This window comes from Streptomyces sp. NPDC054813, from assembly GCF_053611365.1.
This window is the reverse complement of sequence record NZ_JBSHAF010000012.1, coordinates 138,776-155,763: the sequence shown is the minus strand read 5'-3', so window position 1 is coordinate 155,763 and position 16,988 is coordinate 138,776. Positions and strand designations below refer to the sequence as shown.

At 67.8% G+C, this 16,988-nt stretch carries 14 protein-coding genes; 7 read left to right on the top strand and 7 right to left on the bottom strand.

The genetic code is table 11. The annotated features are described in order from the left end of the window. Positions 1-39 precede the first annotated feature (39 nt). Positions 40-2,466 (bottom strand): DUF6049 family protein, encoded by a 2,427-nt coding sequence (locus ACWGJB_RS25115; protein WP_453382346.1) that lies wholly within the window; start codon positions 2,464-2,466, stop codon positions 40-42. A 288-nt stretch (positions 2,467-2,754) separates the two neighbouring features. Between ACWGJB_RS25115 and ACWGJB_RS25110 the strand changes: the two genes are divergently transcribed. Then, positions 2,755-4,200 carry a CCA tRNA nucleotidyltransferase gene (locus tag ACWGJB_RS25110; RefSeq protein ID WP_453382345.1) on the top strand — a complete coding sequence of 482 codons (1,446 nt, stop codon included), beginning with the start codon at positions 2,755-2,757 and terminating at the stop codon, positions 4,198-4,200. A gap of 143 nt (positions 4,201-4,343) precedes the next feature. Here ACWGJB_RS25110 and ACWGJB_RS25105 read toward each other — a convergent pair whose 3' ends face one another. From ACWGJB_RS25105 to ACWGJB_RS25095, 3 genes are all read right to left on the bottom strand, one after another. After that, a complete protein-coding gene (locus ACWGJB_RS25105; protein ID WP_453382344.1) occupies positions 4,344-5,606 on the bottom strand; it encodes an MFS transporter in 1,263 nt (420 codons plus the stop codon). 95 nt (positions 5,607-5,701) lie between these two features. Then, a complete protein-coding gene (locus ACWGJB_RS25100; protein ID WP_453382343.1) occupies positions 5,702-6,784 on the bottom strand; it encodes an inositol-3-phosphate synthase in 1,083 nt (360 codons plus the stop codon). A gap of 43 nt (positions 6,785-6,827) precedes the next feature. Beyond that, entirely contained in the window at positions 6,828-7,511 is a 684-nt protein-coding gene (locus ACWGJB_RS25095; protein ID WP_453382342.1) for a PadR family transcriptional regulator, read from the bottom strand. 363 nt (positions 7,512-7,874) lie between these two features. Here ACWGJB_RS25095 and ACWGJB_RS25090 point away from each other — a divergent pair, with 363 nt between their 5' ends. Further along, positions 7,875-10,526: a transglycosylase domain-containing protein gene (locus ACWGJB_RS25090; protein ID WP_453382341.1), complete on the top strand. Its 2,652-nt coding sequence runs from the start codon at positions 7,875-7,877 to the stop codon at positions 10,524-10,526. A gap of 131 nt (positions 10,527-10,657) precedes the next feature. Further along, positions 10,658-12,157, top strand: a complete 1,500-nt coding sequence (locus ACWGJB_RS25085; RefSeq protein ID WP_453382340.1) for a glycosyltransferase family 87 protein — start codon at positions 10,658-10,660, stop codon at positions 12,155-12,157. A 93-nt stretch (positions 12,158-12,250) separates the two neighbouring features. On the opposite strand, the gene ACWGJB_RS25080 is transcribed toward ACWGJB_RS25085, so the two are convergent. The 3 genes from ACWGJB_RS25080 to ACWGJB_RS25070 form a co-directional block, all read right to left on the bottom strand. Then, entirely contained in the window at positions 12,251-13,282 is a 1,032-nt protein-coding gene (locus ACWGJB_RS25080) for an alanine racemase (protein WP_453382339.1), read from the bottom strand. Positions 13,283-13,348: 66 nt separating this feature from the next. Beyond that, positions 13,349-14,470, bottom strand: a complete 1,122-nt coding sequence (gene femX / locus ACWGJB_RS25075) for a peptidoglycan bridge formation glycyltransferase FemX (protein ID WP_360480837.1) — start codon at positions 14,468-14,470, stop codon at positions 13,349-13,351. A gap of 165 nt (positions 14,471-14,635) precedes the next feature. Further along, complete coding sequence (locus ACWGJB_RS25070) at positions 14,636-14,938, bottom strand: hypothetical protein (RefSeq protein WP_382529054.1); 303 nt, start codon at positions 14,936-14,938, stop codon at positions 14,636-14,638. Between the two features lie 266 nt (positions 14,939-15,204). On the opposite strand from ACWGJB_RS25070, the gene rpsF reads away from it, so the two are divergent. The 4 genes from rpsF (at position 15,205) to rplI (ending at position 16,910) form a co-directional block, all read left to right on the top strand. Continuing rightward, positions 15,205-15,495 (top strand): 30S ribosomal protein S6, encoded by a 291-nt coding sequence (rpsF, locus tag ACWGJB_RS25065; RefSeq protein ID WP_005482942.1) that lies wholly within the window; start codon positions 15,205-15,207, stop codon positions 15,493-15,495. 74 nt (positions 15,496-15,569) lie between these two features. Next, positions 15,570-16,160, top strand: coding sequence for a single-stranded DNA-binding protein (locus ACWGJB_RS25060; protein ID WP_453382338.1), 591 nt, complete (start codon positions 15,570-15,572; stop codon positions 16,158-16,160). A 48-nt stretch (positions 16,161-16,208) separates the two neighbouring features. Next, on the top strand, positions 16,209-16,445 hold the full coding sequence (rpsR, locus tag ACWGJB_RS25055; protein ID WP_006381652.1) for a 30S ribosomal protein S18: 237 nt from the start codon (positions 16,209-16,211) through the stop codon (positions 16,443-16,445). An 18-nt stretch (positions 16,446-16,463) separates the two neighbouring features. After that, on the top strand, positions 16,464-16,910 hold the full coding sequence (gene rplI / locus ACWGJB_RS25050) for a 50S ribosomal protein L9 (RefSeq protein ID WP_351695817.1): 447 nt from the start codon (positions 16,464-16,466) through the stop codon (positions 16,908-16,910). Positions 16,911-16,988: the final 78 nt, after the last annotated feature.

Here is a 16,988-nt window from a genome sequence, read left to right as displayed (position 1 = left end):
CCACCTCATCGTCCCGGGCCACACCGGCCACGACATCGCTCAACGGTCCACTCTCTCACCCGTTCCGGACGGGTCGGCGCTTTCCGGTGCGGTGTCCGGTGTCGGGTCACTCGGCTGCTCAGGGTCGTCTGCCCCGGAGCGGGCCCCGGACTCTTCCTGGAGGCGATCCTCACTGGCTTCGGGGTTCCCCGGCCGGCCGGTGTCCTCGGAGCCCTTGACCTCCAGGGCCTCGGGGCCCTCTGGGGCCTGCGGAGTCTCGGGGGTGTCCTCGCCTGCGTCGTCGGGGCCGTCGCCTTCCTCGGCACGGCGGGCGGCCGCCCGCTTGCGCTGGGTGTACATCCGGAACCCGGCGAGCACCAGCAGCAGCACGCCGCCGCCGATGACCAGCATCACGGTGGGCGTGACCTCGGTGACCTTCACATCGAACTGGACCGGGGCGCCGTACTCCTGGCCGTCCTCGGTGTAGAGCTGGGCGATGACCTCCACCCGGCCGTTGGCGTTGGCCGACGTGGAGAACTTCACGGACTGGGTGTGGCCGCCGGAGACCTCGACCGGCTGCTCGTAGTAGGCCTTGCCGCCGATCTCCAGTCGGGTCGGCATCGTCGAGGTGAGCCGCAGGACGAGGTGGCCGACGCCCTGGACCAGGTTGTTCTGGACGGTCACCGGGATGGTGGCGCTGCGGCCGGAGAGCTTGGTCTCGGACTTGTCGATCAGCTTGACCTGACCGGTGAGGCTGTCGAGCCAGGACTCCACGCTGGTGCGGAAACTGTCGGCCTCGCTGCCGCGGCCCCGCCACGACGTGGACATCTCACGGTTTATGGCCCGCCCGAAGGGGGTCACCACCCGGGACTGGTTGGTGAGGACCACCTGGAAGTTGTCGAGCTTGTCCTGGGTGCGGGCGATCTGCTCGAAGGCCGTCCGGGGCAGCTCCTGCTTGCGCAGTGAGGAGGGGTAGGCGGACGACGAGGGGATCTTCGTGGTCGCGCCGGGGTCGGGCTTGTCCTTGGCCGCCGCCGCGAGGTCCTGGGACCGCGACCAGTTGCTGTCCTGCAATGTGGTGATCGCCGTCGCCATCGCCTGGACCTGGCTCGCCGACGGCATTCGCTGCGGGGCGATGACGATGCTGCGCTGCTTGTCGGTCTGGGTGTTCAGCGCGAGGCTCTGGGCCAGGAACTGCTGCACCGCGAGAGTGGCCGAGTCGGCCTTGGTCAGATCGCCCTGGAACGCCGTGGACAGCCGTGCGTCCGCGACCACCGCCGTCGTCCCGCCACCGATCGGACGCGCCGCCGAGGGCGTGTAGGGCAGCCCTCCCGTCTCTTGGAGGCTGTCACTGCGGGCGATCACCTTGTCGGCGCCCGCCGAGGTGGCGACTTTGATGATCGACGGATCGACGGCACCGTTCACGGGCCATGCGAAGTCCGTGCTCGGTGTGACATGGAGCACAGTCTCCACTGTGGTCGCGGCGACGTCGGTGGCGTCCTTGAGGTGACTCAGCGATCCGGTGACGCTGGTGCCGTTGTGGGCGAGGGAGGCCAGGTCCGGGTCGGCGAAGGGAAGGGCGACGACCTCCTTGTCCGCCACCGCGTCCTGGAGGTCGGCCAGGAACTGCTTGGCCACCGCCTGGTGGGTGCCTGTCGTGGTGGTGTCCCCGGCGTCCTGGATCCGGTAGCTGCGGGTCATCGCGTCCACGGAGGCCAGCAGGTCCGGGTCGATCACCCAGGTGACGTCCAGGTCCTTGCCGAGCGCCAGCATCTGCGCCAGCCGGCCGCCGGGCGAGATCTCCTTGGCGAGGTCGTCATTGAGGAAGACCGGCGTCTGCAGCTCGCCCGCGCCCGTCTTCGCCGTCACGTGGACGGTGGAGATCAGCGGCCACAGGTAGGTGGTCTTGGTCTGTGTGTCGGCCTCGGAGGACTGCCAGGGGAGGAACGTCCGCTGGATGCCGAGTACCTGGTCCCACGGCTGCGCGGACGTCTGGCCGGACAGCGAGACACCGAACGGGTAGACGCCGTCCTGGCCGAGGTCGAGCTTGTCGACCGGAACGGAGATACTGAAGTGCTCGGCGACGCCCGGGGCGAGCGAGTCGAAGTCCTCGGTGTACTTGCCGCCGACCGCGGTGCCGAGGTTCGACTGGAGGTCGTCGGGGTGCCTGGCCGCGGAGTCGATCGCGGAGCGTGTGCTGAGCTGAGAACCCACGCGCAGGTCCACCTGGGCGTCTGTGACGGCCTGCTTGCCGTTGTTGGTCACCGTGCCGGAGACCGTCAGCGTGTCTCCGTCGCTGGGGGCACTGGGGCTGAGTGAGTCCAGGGCGACGGACACCGTGTCGGAGTCGGCCGCCTGCGCCGGCACCGCGGCGGGCAACTGCACCAGTGCGGCCAGCAGGGGCGCACCCGCGAGCAGTGCCCCGGTGCGCCGCAGCCAGCGACGGGCAGGTGAGGGCGTCCCCTGGAAGTCTGCCGCCTCGGCCACGCGCTCGTCCGTCCCTCGTCATCGTCAGTGGTCGTCGGAATGTGCGTCCACGCATGGTAACGAGGCGCGCTGAGCGGAAGTGCCGCGGTCTGGTCCACAAGATCGGGGGAGGAGGCCGGCCTGTCCCCTATACCCAGTATCGTCGGGAGACTCATGTAAGCGTCGAGCGCTGCTCTTGTGCGGGTATGGAGTGAGCTGTCCCACGCCCCATGTATGGAGGCTCTGTGTGGGGCACTGCCGGAATATGGAGGCGCTTCGTGCCGCTCGGGCCACGTACCCTGTTCTGTTGTGCCGAACGCCAATGAAGACACCCCTTCCTCTGCCCTGAGCCAGGCGCAGCAGCGCGCGGTGAGCGAGCTGCTGCGGGTGGCGCCCGTCGCCGACGACCTCGCACGCCGATTCCAGGAGGCCGGGTTCTCGCTTGCCCTGGTCGGCGGCTCGGTCCGGGACGCACTGCTGGGCCGGCTCGGCAACGACCTGGACTTCACCACCGACGCCCGCCCCGAGGACGTACTGAAGATCGTCCGGCCCTGGGCGGACGCCCTCTGGGAGGTCGGCATCGCCTTCGGCACGGTCGGCGCGCAGAAAGACGGCTACCAGATCGAGGTGACCACCTACCGCTCCGAGGCGTACGACCGCACCTCGCGCAAGCCCGAGGTGTCGTACGGCGACTCCATCGAGGAGGACCTCGTCCGGCGTGACTTCACAGTCAACGCCATGGCGGTGGCGCTGCCGGAGAAGGAGTTCATCGACCCGCACGGCGGGCTGGGCGACCTGGCGGCTCGTGTGCTGCGCACCCCGGGGACACCCGAGGACTCCTTCTCGGACGACCCGCTGCGGATGATGCGTGCCGCCCGCTTCGCGGCCCAGCTCGACTTCGAAGTGGCACCCGAGGTCGTTGCCGCGATGAAGGACATGGCCGGGCGTCTGGAGATCGTCTCGGCCGAGCGGGTCCGGGACGAGCTGAACAAGTTGATCCTCTCCGCTCATCCCCGCAAGGGGCTGACGCTGCTCGTCGACACCGGCCTCGCCGATCATGTCCTGCCCGAGCTCCCAGCCCTGCGCCTGGAGAGCGATGAGCACCACCGGCACAAGGACGTCTACGACCACACGCTGATCGTCCTGGAGCAGGCCATGGCGCTGGAGGAGAACGGTCCCGACCTCACCCTCCGCCTTGCCGCGCTGCTGCACGACATCGGCAAGCCACGCACCCGCCGTTTCGAGAATGACGGCCGCGTCTCGTTCCATCACCACGAGGTGGTCGGCGCGAAGATGACCAAGAAGCGTATGACGGCCTTGAAGTACTCCAACGAACTGGTGAAGGACGTTTCACACCTGGTCGAACTCCATCTGCGCTTCCATGGCTATGGCGCTGGGGAGTGGACGGATTCGGCGGTGCGTCGCTATGTCCGTGACGCGGGTCCCCTGCTCGACCGTCTCCACAAGCTGACCCGTTCCGACTGCACCACCCGTAACAAGCGGAAGGCAGTGGCGCTCTCCCGTGCCTACGACGGCTTGGAGGAGCGCATCGCCGAGCTTCAGGAACGGGAGGAGCTCGACGCCATCCGCCCGGACCTCGATGGCAACCAGATCATGGAGATCCTGGGAATCCGGCCCGGGCCGGAGGTCGGTAAGGCCTACAAGCACATGCTGGAGCTCCGGCTGGAGAACGGGCCGATGGAGCGCGACGCTGCGGTGGCCGCGCTCAAGGAGTGGTGGGCCGATCAGGGCTGAGCGCATGGAACGGGTCATGTTTCACGTGAAACATGACCCGGCCACGATGCGAAGAGGGGCGATGTTTCACGTGAAACATCGCCCCTCGCGGTGTCGGAGTCCTTGCCGTAAGCCGGAGGGGTTCCCTGACTCTGGTGGGACTCTCAGCGGCGCTCGAAGCGGGCCATGGCTACCGCGACCCCCGCGTAGATGAGGGCGACGGTGATGACGAGGGTGGCCGAGCGGCCGTCCGGCGGGAGCATCAGGGCGGCGACGCCGGCGGCGCACACGAAAGCCACGTTGAAGAGCACGTCGTACACGGAGAAGATCCGGCCGCGAAAGCCGTCGTCGACGGAGGACTGGACGATGGTGTCGGTGGCGATCTTCGCGCCCTGGGTGATCAGTCCCAGGACGAAGGCGGCGACGAGCATGGGGACAGTCGTGAACGGAAGGCCCAGAGCGGGCTCCAGTACGGCGGCGGACGCGGCGCACACCACGATCCAGCGCCCGGGGCCGAGCCGCCCCGCGGCCCACGGCGTCACCACGGCCGCCGCGAAGAAACCCGCGCCGGAGATCCCCAATGCCAGCCCCAGTAGCCCGAGCCCGTCGTCAGGGTCGGAGGAGAGCGCGTAGCGGCACAGCATCAGCACCAGGACGAGCAGGGCGCCGTAGCAGAAGCGCATCACCGTCATGGAGAGCAGCGCCCAGACCGCCTCGCGGCGCCGGGGTGCGGCGAGGTGCCGTATCGCCTCCAAGAGGTCGCGTGCGGTGGTGATCACGGCCGTTCCCAGGCTCGGCTGTGTCTGATGCCGGTCGGGACCGAGGAGTTCGGGTGCCATGGTCAGCGAGGTGAGGGCCGCGGACAGATACAGCGTTGCGCCCAGCAGCACCACCGCGGCATCGGAGTCCGAGGCCAGCAGCCGTACGGTGAAGGCGAGGCCGCCGCCGACGGTCGCGGCGAGGGTTCCCGCGGTCGGGGACAGGGAGTTGGCCAGCACCAGACGTTCGGTGTCGACGACGCGCGGGAGGGCGGCGGACAGCCCCGAAAGGACGAAGCGGTTGACGGCCGTGACGCACAGGGCGGAGACGTAGAAGAGCCAGTCGGGGACATGGGCGGCCATCAGGACGGCGGTGACCGCGGCCAGCAGCGTTCGCAGCAGATTGCCGTAGAGGAAGACCTGGCGGCGGCGCCAGCGGTCCAGTAGGACGCCGGCGAAGGGGCCCACGAGGGAGTACGGGAGGAGCAGGACGGCCATGGCCGAGGCGATCGCAGCCGGTGAGGTCTGTTTCTCCGGGGAGAAGACGACATAGGCGGCGAGTGCGACCTGGTAGACGCCGTCGGCGCCCTGGGAGAGCAGACGGACGGCGAGCAGGCGGCGGAAGTCCCGCAGGCGCAGCAGGACACGCAGGTCGCGGACGACGGGCATGGGGCACAGCCTCACACACGGGGAGAGTCCCCGGGTCGGGGGACCCGGGGACTCTCACAGCCCTGGCAGGAGCGTTCTATTGCGAGCGACGGACGTCAGCGCTCGACGTCGCCGCGGATGAACTTCTCGACGTTCTCGCGGGCCTGGTCGTCGAAGTACTGGACCGGCGGGGACTTCATGAAGTAGCTCGACGCGGAGAGGATCGGGCCGCCGATACCGCGGTCCTTGGCGATCTTCGCGGCGCGCAGGGCGTCGATGATGACACCCGCGGAGTTCGGGGAGTCCCAGACCTCGAGCTTGTACTCCAGGTTCAGCGGGACGTCACCGAAGGCACGGCCCTCGAGGCGGACGTAGGCCCACTTGCGGTCGTCGAGCCAGGCGACGTAGTCAGACGGGCCGATGTGGACGTTCCTCTCGCCGAGGTCCCGGTCGGGGATCTGGGAGGTGACGGCCTGCGTCTTGGAGATCTTCTTGGACTCCAGGCGCTCGCGCTCGAGCATGTTCTTGAAGTCCATGTTGCCGCCGACGTTCAGCTGCATCGTGCGGTCCAGGACGACACCCCGGTCCTCGAACAGCTTGGCCATCACGCGGTGCGTGATGGTGGCGCCGACCTGCGACTTGATGTCGTCGCCGACGATCGGGACGCCCGCCTCGGTGAACTTGTCCGCCCACTCCTTGGTGCCGGCGATGAAGACCGGGAGGGCGTTGACGAAGGCGACCTTGGCGTCGATGGCGCACTGGGCGTAGAACTTCGCCGCGCTCTCGGAACCGACGGGCAGGTAGCAGACGAGGACGTCGACCTGCTTGTCCTTGAGGATCTGGACGACGTCGACCGGCTCGGCCTCGGACTCCTCGATGGTCTCGCGGTAGTACTTGCCGAGACCGTCGAGGGTGTGGCCGCGCTGGACGGTGACACCAGTGTTGGGCACGTCGCAGATCTTGATGGTGTTGTTCTCGGAGGCGCCGATGGCGTCCGCCAGGTCGAGGCCGACCTTCTTGGCGTCCACGTCGAACGCGGCGACGAACTCGATGTCCTTGACGTGGTAGTCGCCGAACTGGACGTGCATCAGCCCGGGGACCTTCGACGCCGGGTCGGCGTCCTTGTAGTACTCGACTCCCTGCACCAGCGACGCGGCGCAGTTGCCCACACCGACGACGGCTACGCGAACCGAACCCATTCCGGTTGCTCCCTGTGTGTACGAGTGAGGCCCTGAACGGGTCTCACGTGGCGGTGTCGTCGGGCGAATCCGGCCGGAGGATGTCCCCGGACCGGGGCAGGACGCCCGGCGCTCCATTGGTGGTGTTCTCCTGAGCGGACTCTCCGGAAGCGGAACCCTTCAGGTCCCGTCCGGCCCGCTCGCTCTCGATGAGCTCGTTCAGCCAGCGCACTTCGCGCTCCACGGACTCCATCCCGTGGCGCTGGAGCTCAAGCGTGTAGTCGTCGAGGCGCTCCCTGGTGCGTACCAGCGAGGCGCGCATCTTCTCCAGGCGCTCCTCAAGCCGGCTGCGCCGGCCCTCCAGCACGCGCATTCGCACGTCGCGCGAGGTCTGCCCGAAGAAGGCGAACCGTGCCGCGAAGTGCTCGTCCTCGTAGGCGTCGGGGCCGGTCTGGGAAAGGAGCTCCTCGAAATGCTCCTTACCTTCGGCCGTCAACCGGTAGACGATCTTCGCGCGGCGGCCGGCGAGCGGCGCGGCGAGGGCGTCCTCGGTGGTGTTTCCCGGTTCCTCGATCAACCAGCCGTTGGCGACCAGCGTCTTGAGGCAGGGGTAGAGCGTCCCGTAGCTGAACGCCCGGAAGACGCCCAGTGACGTGTTGAGCCGTTTCCGCAGCTCATAGCCGTGCATCGGGGATTCGCGGAGCAGGCCGAGTACGGCGAACTCAAGGATGCCGGACCGTCGGCTCATGGTCGCCCCCTCTCGTCTCTGACGCGCTTATCTCGCTCCGATGTATCGGCTCGATACATCCCGACGATAGATCGGCGATCCCGGTGCGACAAGAGGAACGACGGTGAACGGGATCACATCACCGATTCGTAGGAGGCAACTTGCCTGATTTGGGGTGAACTTCGGGGCTCGGCGGGTTTTGGTGGTGCGTAGTCTGTGCGGCATGCACACCACCGGGAACCAAGTGACGCCTGAGGGGCGTCCCTGTCCCCGGTGCCGTACGGGTGAATGCAGGACCGACCACATCCGTACTTCGGGGGGACCGGAAACCAGCCGCCGTTTCCAGGCGCGCACGGGTGCGCCTGCCCGAGGAGTAATCGTTCGATGAGCGAGCACCGTCGCAAACCGCCGCAGCCGCAGGGAGGCGGACGTGCCGCGGCCCGACGCGGCCAGTCCGACCCGTCCGCCGGCCGCCGTGCGGCCCCGCGAGGCGCCACCGGGTCTCCTTCCGACTCCTATGGGTCCCGTTCCTACGGGTCGGACTCCCAGGACTCGGGGGGTGAAGAGCGCCCCTACAGCGGCCGAGCCGAGGCACGCCGGGCGGCGCAGAGAAACACCGGAGGCCGCCGCAGAACGGCCGACAACGGAAGTCGCGGTCCGGGTGGTCCTGCCGGGCCGGGGCGTGGCAGAGGCCGGGCGTCGACGGCGCCCGGCAAGAAGCGCATTATCGACTACCCCAGGGCGAACAGGTTCGGCTGGCGCCGCTGGGTCCCCTCCTGGAAGCTCGTCTCCGGCCTGTGCATCACCTTCTTCGGGAGCCTGGTGGCGCTGGTCGGTGTCGGTTACGCCATGGTGGGCGTCCCGAACGAGAACACCGCGGCCAAGTCCCAGAACAACGTCTACTACTGGGCCGACGGCAAGCAGATGGTCGCGACGGGCACCGGCATCAACCGGCAGAACGTCACCATCGACCAGATCCCCAAGGCGATGCAGTACGCCGTGATCTCGGCGGAGAACAAGAGCTTCTACACGGACCCGGGCGTCGACTTCAAGGGCATCGCCCGTGCCCTCGTCAACATGGCTCAGGGCGGTGAGACGCAGGGTGGTTCGACGATCACTCAGCAGTTCGTCAAGAACACCTACCTCAGCCAGGACCAGACGATCACCCGTAAGTTCAAGGAGATGTTCATCTCCGTCAAGGTGGGCACCAAGTTCACCAAGCCGGAGATCCTCCAGGGCTACCTGAACACCTCGTACTTCGGCCGTGGGGCGTACGGCATCCAGGCCGCCGCCCAGACCTACTACGGCGTGGACGCGAGGGAGCTCAAGCCGAGCCAGTGCGCGGTCCTTGCGGCCCTGCTGAAGGGCGCGACGTATTACGACCCCGCGGGCAACCCGGACATCGACCCCGCGGCCTCCAGGGACGCCAACCTCAAGCGCTCGCACGACCGCTGGGGCTGGATCCTCGAGGAGATGCACAAGGACCAGCACCTCACCGACGCCGAGTACCAGGAAGCGGTCAAGAAGTACCCGATGCCCCAGGGCCGCAAGGCGACCAAGGGGATGACCGGCCAGATCAGCTACCTCGCCGACACGGCCAAGAAGTACGTTCTCTCGCACTCCAAGATCACAGAGGCGCAGTTCGACCAGGGCGGCTTCCAGATCTACACGACCTTCCAGAAGGATAAGGTCAACGCGCTGAGCGCGGCCGTGGAGAAGGTGCAGAAGGCGCGTCTGGATCCGAAGAACCGGGAGAAGGACAAGTACGTCCAGTTCGGTGCGGCGTCGGTGGTGCCCAAGGACGGCGCGATCGTCGCCCTGTACGGCGGCGCCGGCTACGAGAACAACCACTTCACCAACAACGCCGACACCTCCGGTGTCCCCGTCGGTTCGACATGGAAGCCGTTCGTCCTGGCCGCGGCCATGCAGTACGGGACGTACAAGACCGACGGCGTGGGGGTCTCGCCGCTGAGCAAGTACAACGGCAACGACAACCTGAAGGTGCAGAAGCCGGATGGCACGTACTTCCTGAACAAGGACAACTCGATCTTCCGTCAGAGGAACGAGAGCGACCACGCCTGGGGCTACATCACCCTGCGTAAGGCGATGGAGCAGTCGATCAACACGCCGTTCGTGCAGCTCGGCGTGGACGTCGGTATGACGAAGGTCCGGGACGTGGCCCAGGCGTCCGGAATCCTTCCCGACAGCATGTCGCAGGACCTGAACCCGTCGTTCGCCATCGGTACGTCTACCCCCAGCGCGATCCGCATGGCCGACGCGTACGGGACCTTCGCCGCCTCCGGCGAGCACGCGGACCCGTACTCGGTGACCGGGGTCAAGCAGGACGGGCGGGACGTGAGCGGCTTCAGCAAGCCGAAGGTGACCAGCGCGATGCCCGAGGACATCGCGAACAACGTCACGGACACGCTGGAGAACGTCATCCAGAACGGTACGGGTACCAACGCCAAGGCCCTGGGCCGTACGGCGGCGGGCAAGACCGGTACCACCGACAGCAACAAGTCGGCCTGGTTCGTCGGCTACACCCAGCAGCTGGCGACCTCGGTGGCGATGTTCCGTGAGAACCCCAAGGACGCCCAGCTGCTCTCCATGAACGGCACCGCCGGCGTGGCGTCCATCCATGGTGGTGATATCCCGACCTCGGTGTGGACCGAGTACATGGAGTCCGCGCTGAAGGGCAAGAACGACCTGGGCTTCCCGGATGCCACCAAGGTCGGTGAGATCGCAGACGAGGCGGGTGCCCCGTCCCCGACGCCGTCCCCGAGCATCACGCCGAGCGAGACGCCCAGCGAGACGCCGAGCGCCACGCCGAGCGAGACGGCCACCTCGCCTTCGCCCACCGCGAGTGAGACCTGCCGGTTCGCTTGGAACTGCTCGACCGACGGCGGTAACACCGGCGGCAGCACCTCGGGTACGACGTCCTCGCCTTCGGCTACGGAGTCGACCGGAGACACCAGTACCAGAGGCAATGCCAACGGCGGAGGGAACGGGAACCTCTTCGGCGGATCGGGCGGCTAGCCGCGAGGTCTGACCGGTAGGTGACCATTTAGCCCGCCGAAGTGTGTTTCACGTGAAACACGGGCCGCCGCATCCGACGAGGTGCGGCGGCCCTCGGCGTATTCCTAGAGAGGTACGGCAGGATGGGCCCCATGCCCAGTGCAGAGACGACGCCCGCGGGCGTGCGCGAGCCGGAGCCGGTACGGCCGACCAGGGAAGACCCGGTCGCCGCCGCCGGTAGTGAGCTGATCGGTGGCCCCATCGGGCGGCGCGCGCTGCTCGGGACGTCCTGGTGGACGCCGCTACGGGTCGTGGTCCTCGTGGCGATCGGCATGTTCGCCCTGGGCCTGATACAGAAGGCGCCGTGCTACAACGGCGGCTGGTTCTTCGGCGCGAGCTCCCAGTACACCCACGCCTGCTATTCGGACATCCCGCACCTCTACCAGGGGCGGGGCTTCGCCGACGGTCTGGTGCCGTACTTCGACAAGCTCCCCGGCGACATGGACTACCTCGAATACCCGGTGCTGACCGGTGTGTTCATGGAGGTGGCCGCATGGCTCACGCCGGGCAGCGGCAGCATCCAGCTCCAGGAGCAGGTGTACTGGTTCGTCAACGCCGGGATGCTGATGATCTGCGCCGCCGTCATCGCGGTGTGCGTGGTCCGTACGCACCGCCGACGTCCCTGGGACGGCCTGCTGGTCGCCCTGGCGCCCGCCTTCGCCCTGACCGCCACCATCAACTGGGACCTCCTGGCGGTCGCTCTGACGGCCGCGGCGATGCTGATGTGGTCCCGGAGTCGTCCCCTCGCCTTCGGTGTCCTCCTGGGGCTTGCTACGGCCGCCAAGCTGTATCCCGTGTTCCTGCTGGGGCCGCTGTTTCTGCTGTGCTGGCGCGCGGGTAAATGGCGGGACTTCTTCATCGCAGCAGGGGGTGCCGTCGTCGCCTGGCTCGTCGTGAACCTGCCGGTGATGATCTTCGCCTTCGACGGCTGGTCGAAGTTCTACACGTTCAGCCAGGAACGAGGCGTCGACTTCGGATCCTTCTGGCTGATCTGGGCGCAGAACACGACCACCCCGCCCAGCACGGGCTTCGTGAACAACGCGGCGATGGTCCTGGTGGTGCTCTGCTTCCTGGGCATCGCCGCCCTGGCCCTCACCGCTCCGCGCCGGCCGCGCTTTGCCCAGCTGGCCTTCCTGGTGGTGGCGGCCTTCATCCTCACCAACAAGGTCTACTCCCCGCAGTACGTCCTGTGGCTGGTGCCGCTGGCCGTGCTCGCTCGGCCCAAGTGGCGGGACTTCCTGATCTGGCAGGCGTGCGAGGTGGCGTACTTCCTGGGGATCTGGATGTACCTCGCGTACACGACCAGCGGTGACGCCCACAAGGGTCTGCCGACCCACGGCTACCACTGGGCCATCGCCGTGCACCTGCTCGGCACGCTCTACCTCTGCGCGATGGTCGTACGCGACATCCTCTTGCCCGAGCGGGACGTGGTGCGGCGCTCCGGTGACGACGACCCTTCGGGCGGGGTGCTGGACGGCGCGGAGGACGTCTTCGTGCTCGGCGCGGCCGCCCGTCCCCCGCGTCATGCCGCCCAGTTCGAGGGGCCGCAGGTGGAGTGGGGAAGCCGCTCCTCCGAGGACGGTTCGCTCTGAGCGAACAGCCCAGGTCGAGCGAACAGCCCAGGACGAAGCGAAGGGCCGTACACGGAACCCCGTGTACGGCCCTTCCGGCGTTCTGAGAACCTGTCAGCGGTCCACGATGCGGTCGAACTGGGTGGTGGTGTGCCGCAGATGGGCCACCAGCTCATCGCCCACCTTCGGCTCCGGGGCGTCGGTCGGCACGAACAGGATCGACACCTGCATGTGCGGCGGCTCCGCGAACCAGCGCTGCTTGCCGCCCCAGACGAACGGCGAAAGGTTCCGGTTCACCGTGGCCAGGCCGGCCCGTGCGACGCCCTTGGCGCGCGGCATGACGCCGTGCAGGGCCTTCGGGGCCTCCAGGCCCACCCCGTGCGACGTGCCGCCCGCCACGACCACCAGATAGCCGTCCGAGGCCGCCTTCTGCTGCCGGTAGCCGAACCGGTCGCCCTTGGCGACGCGGGTGACGTCCAGGACCGCCCCGCGGTACTCGGTGGCGTCGTGGTCCCCCAGCCACAGCCGGGTGCCGATCCGGGCCCGGAACCGGGTCTGCGGGAACTGCTGCTGCAGCCGGGCGAGTTCGTCGGCCTTGAGGTGGCTGACGAACATCGTGTGCAGCGGCAGCCGGGCCGCGCGCAGCCGGTCCATCCAGCCGATGACCTCCTCGACGGCGTCCGAGCCGTCGGTGCGGTCCAGCGGCAGGTGGATGGCGAAGCCCTCCAGCCGGACGTTCTCTATGGCCGAGTGCAGCTGCGGCAGGTCCTGCTCGCTGATGCCGTGCCGCTTCATCGTGGACATCACCTCGATGACCACGCGCGCGCCCACCAGGCCGTACACGCCGTCGATCGACGACACCGAGCGGATGACCCGGTCGGGCAGCGGAACGGGCTCCTCGCCGCGCCGGTACGGCGTCAGCACCAGCAGGTCGCCGCCGAACCAGTCCTTGATGCGCGCGGCCTCGTACGTCGTACCGACGGCGAGGACGTCCGAGCCCAGACGCGTGGCCTCCTCCGCCAGGCGTTCGTGCCCGAAGCCGTAGCCGTTGCCCTTGCAGACCGGGACGAGGCCCGGGAACTGCTCCTGCACGTGCTTGTGGTGCGCCCGCCAGCGCACGGTGTCGACGTAGAGCGTGAGCGCCATGGCCGGACCTGGGACCTTTCTGGATGGCTGGGGTGTGACAGGGCTATAGAAGCACGGAGCGTGACGTCAGCGGCGCGACATGTAGATGTCGAGCGCCTTGTGGAGCAGCTTGTTCAGCGGGAAGTCCCATTCGCCGAGGTACTCGGCGGCCTGGCCGCCGGTGCCCACCTTGAACTGGATGAGGCCGAAGAGGTGATCCGTCTCGTCCAGCGAGTCCGAGATGCCACGAAGGTCGTAGACGGTGGCGCCGAGCGCGTAGGCGTCGCGCAGCATCCGCCACTGCATGGCGTTGGACGGGCGCACCTCGCGGCCGATGTTGTCGGAGGCGCCGTAGGAGTACCAGACGTGCCCGCCGACGATCAGCATGGTCGCCGCGGACAGGTTCACCCCGTTGTGCTGGGCGAAGTAGAGCCGCATCCGGTTGGGGTCTTCGGTGTTGAGGGCCGTCCACATGCGCTGGAAGTACGACAGCGGGCGCGGCCGGAAGTGGTCGCGCACGGCCGTGATCTCGTACAGCCGCTGCCACTCCGCCAGGTCCTGGTAGCCGCCCTGGACGACCTCGACGCCGGCCTTCTCGGCCTTCTTGATGTTGCGCCGCCACAGCTGGTTGAAGTTCTTGTGGACCTCTTCCAGGGAACGGTTCGCCAGCGGTACCTGGTAGACGTAGCGCGGCTGTACGTCACCGAAGCCGGCGCCGCCGTCCTCGCCCTGCTGCCAGCCCATCCGGCGCAGCTTGTCGGCCACCTCGAAGGCACGCGGCTCGATGAAGTCGGCCTCGATGTCACGCAGGCGCTTCACGTCCGGGTTCTGGATGCCGGCCTTGATGGAGTTGGCTTCCCAGCGCCGGATGATCACCGGCGGGCCCATCTTCACGGAGAACGCGCCCTGCTGCTTGAGGTGGGCCAGCATCGGCTGGATCCACTCGTCGAGATTCGGCGCGAACCAATTGATGACCGGGCCCTCGGGGAGGTACGCGAGGTAGCGCTTGATCTTGGGCAGCTGGCGGTACAGCACGAGGCCCGCGCCGACCATCTCGCCGGTGCGGTCGTCGAACCAGCCGAGGTTCTCCGAACGCCACTCCGCTTTGACATCTGCCCAGGCCGGGACCTGCATGTGGCTAGCCGCCGGCAGGCTCTGGATGTATGCCAGATGCTGTTCGCGGCTGATGGTCCTCAGGGTCAGACTCATGTCGGGGCGCTCCTCGGGCTGGTGTGTCCCCATGGGTACAGGGGCTCCGGCTCTCGCGCCGAAGCCTACTGCGCCTCGCTCGCGGCCCGACTGGGCGTACACCACCTACGCCCCGGCTCCGGTGCGGCCGGGGCGTTGCGCGGTGGTACGGAAGGGTTCGGAGGCCTATCCGAACAGGCCGCCGTGCGCCATACCGATGAAGAAGCCGATGCCCGCGGCACCGAGACCCAGGATCAGACCGAAGCGCTCGCGCGTGGTGATCGAGACCCACTGCCCGAACAGACCGGTGAAGATGCCGATCAGACCGGTCCAGGCGCTGAGCAGGTGCAGGCTGTGGAAGAACGACGTGATGAAGGCGATCAGCCCGAGCGCCAGCGTCACGGCCATCAGGGAGTCCTGGAGCGGATGGGTCTTGCCGTCGGTGGCGAACAGGGAGCCGGCGGTGTTGGGTCGCAATGCCTGTGCCATAGGGCACCTCCTGCGGAAGGCGGCGCATCGTAGCGCCGTACACACCCGATGCGTACAGATTGAGGGCCCCGGCGGTCGGATTTCAACCGGAAGCAGGTGTGCGGGTAGTCTGTACCCTCTGCACCGGTGTCTGCCCAGACCCGCGGCTGGGGATCCCGAGGGAAGCCCCCCGCATGTCAGTGGCGGCCGATACCGTTGCGCACGCATCACAACCCTCCTGCCACGGAACGACCGTGGCCGCTGAGTCCAAAGGAGGTGGGTTCCACATGCGTCACTACGAGGTGATGGTCATCCTCGACCCCGATCTGGAGGAGCGCGCTGTCGCCCCCCTGATCGAGAACTTCCTCTCCGTCGTCCGTGAGGGCAACGGCAAGGTGGAGAAGGTCGACACCTGGGGCCGTCGTCGTCTCTCGTACGAGATCAAGAAGAAGCCCGAGGGCATCTACTCGGTCATCGACCTGCAGGCCGAGCCTGCGGTCGTGAAGGAGCTCGACCGCCAGATGAACCTGAACGAGTCGGTCCTCCGGACCAAGGTCCTCCGTCCCGAGACCCACTGAGCTCCCAGCTCAGCTGATCTCGGGTTTCGAGTAGCAGCAAGCAGCCAGCAGCAAACCCGCCGAGAGGTTCCCCCATGGCAGGCGAGACCGTCATCACGGTCGTCGGCAATCTTGTCGATGACCCCGAGCTGCGCTTCACCCCGTCCGGTGCGGCGGTCGCGAAGTTCCGCGTCGCGTCCACTCCCCGCACCTTCGACCGCCAGACGAACGAGTGGAAGGACGGCGAAAGCCTCTTCCTGACCTGCTCGGTCTGGCGTCAGGCGGCGGAGAACGTCGCCGAGTCGCTCCAGCGAGGCATGCGCGTCATCGTGCAGGGTCGGCTGAAGCAGCGGTCCTACGAGGACCGTGAGGGTGTCAAGCGCACGGTCTACGAGCTGGACGTCGAGGAAGTCGGCGCCAGCCTGCGGAACGCCACGGCCAAGGTCACCAAGACCGCCGGTGGTGGCGGCCGCGGTGGCCAGGGTGGTTTCAGCGGCAGTGGCGGCCAGGGTGGCGGCAGCTGGGGCGGCGGCTCCGGCGGCGGTCAGCAGGGCGGCGCTCCCAACGACGACCCCTGGGCCTCCGGCGCTCCCGCCGGCGGCGGCAACCAGGGTGGCGGCGGTTGGGGCGGCGGCTCCGGCGGCACCAGCGGTGGCGGCGGCTACTCGGACGAGCCCCCCTTCTAAGGGCAACGGGCTCGCATCCCCACTTCTTGATCACACAGGAGAAACACCATGGCGAAGCCGCCTGTGCGCAAGCCTAAGAAGAAGGTCTGCGCGTTCTGCAAGGACAAGGTCCAGTACGTGGACTACAAGGACACGAACATGCTGCGGAAGTTCATTTCCGACCGCGGCAAGATCCGTGCCCGCCGCGTGACCGGCAACTGCACGCAGCACCAGCGTGACGTCGCCACGGCCGTCAAGAACAGCCGTGAGATGGCGCTGCTGCCCTACACGTCCACCGCGCGATAAGGGAAGGGTGACCGACACATGAAGATCATCCTCACCCACGAGGTCTCTGGCCTCGGTGCCGCCGGCGACGTCGTCGACGTCAAGGACGGCTACGCTCGCAACTACCTGATCCCGCGGAAGTTCGCTATCCGCTGGACCAAGGGTGGCGAGAAGGACGTCGAGCAGATCCGTCGTGCTCGCAAGATCCACGAGATCCAGACCATCGAGCAGGCCAACTCCGTGAAGGCCCAGCTCGAGGGTGTCAAGGTCCGTCTGGCCGTCCGCTCCGGCGACGCCGGTCGTCTCTTCGGTTCCGTCACCCCGGCCGACGTCGCCTCGGCGATCAAGGCTTCCGGTGGCCCCGAGGTCGACAAGCGCCGCATCGAGCTGGGCGCGCCGATCAAGACGCTGGGCGCCCACGAGACGTTCGTGCGTCTGCACCCCGAGGTTGCCGCCAAGGTCAACATCGAGGTCGTCGCGGCCTGACGCTGCGCTCGGATTGAGCAGTAGCTGAAAGGGGCCGTACCCGTGAGGGTGCGGCCCCTTTGGTTTGCCGACGACGCG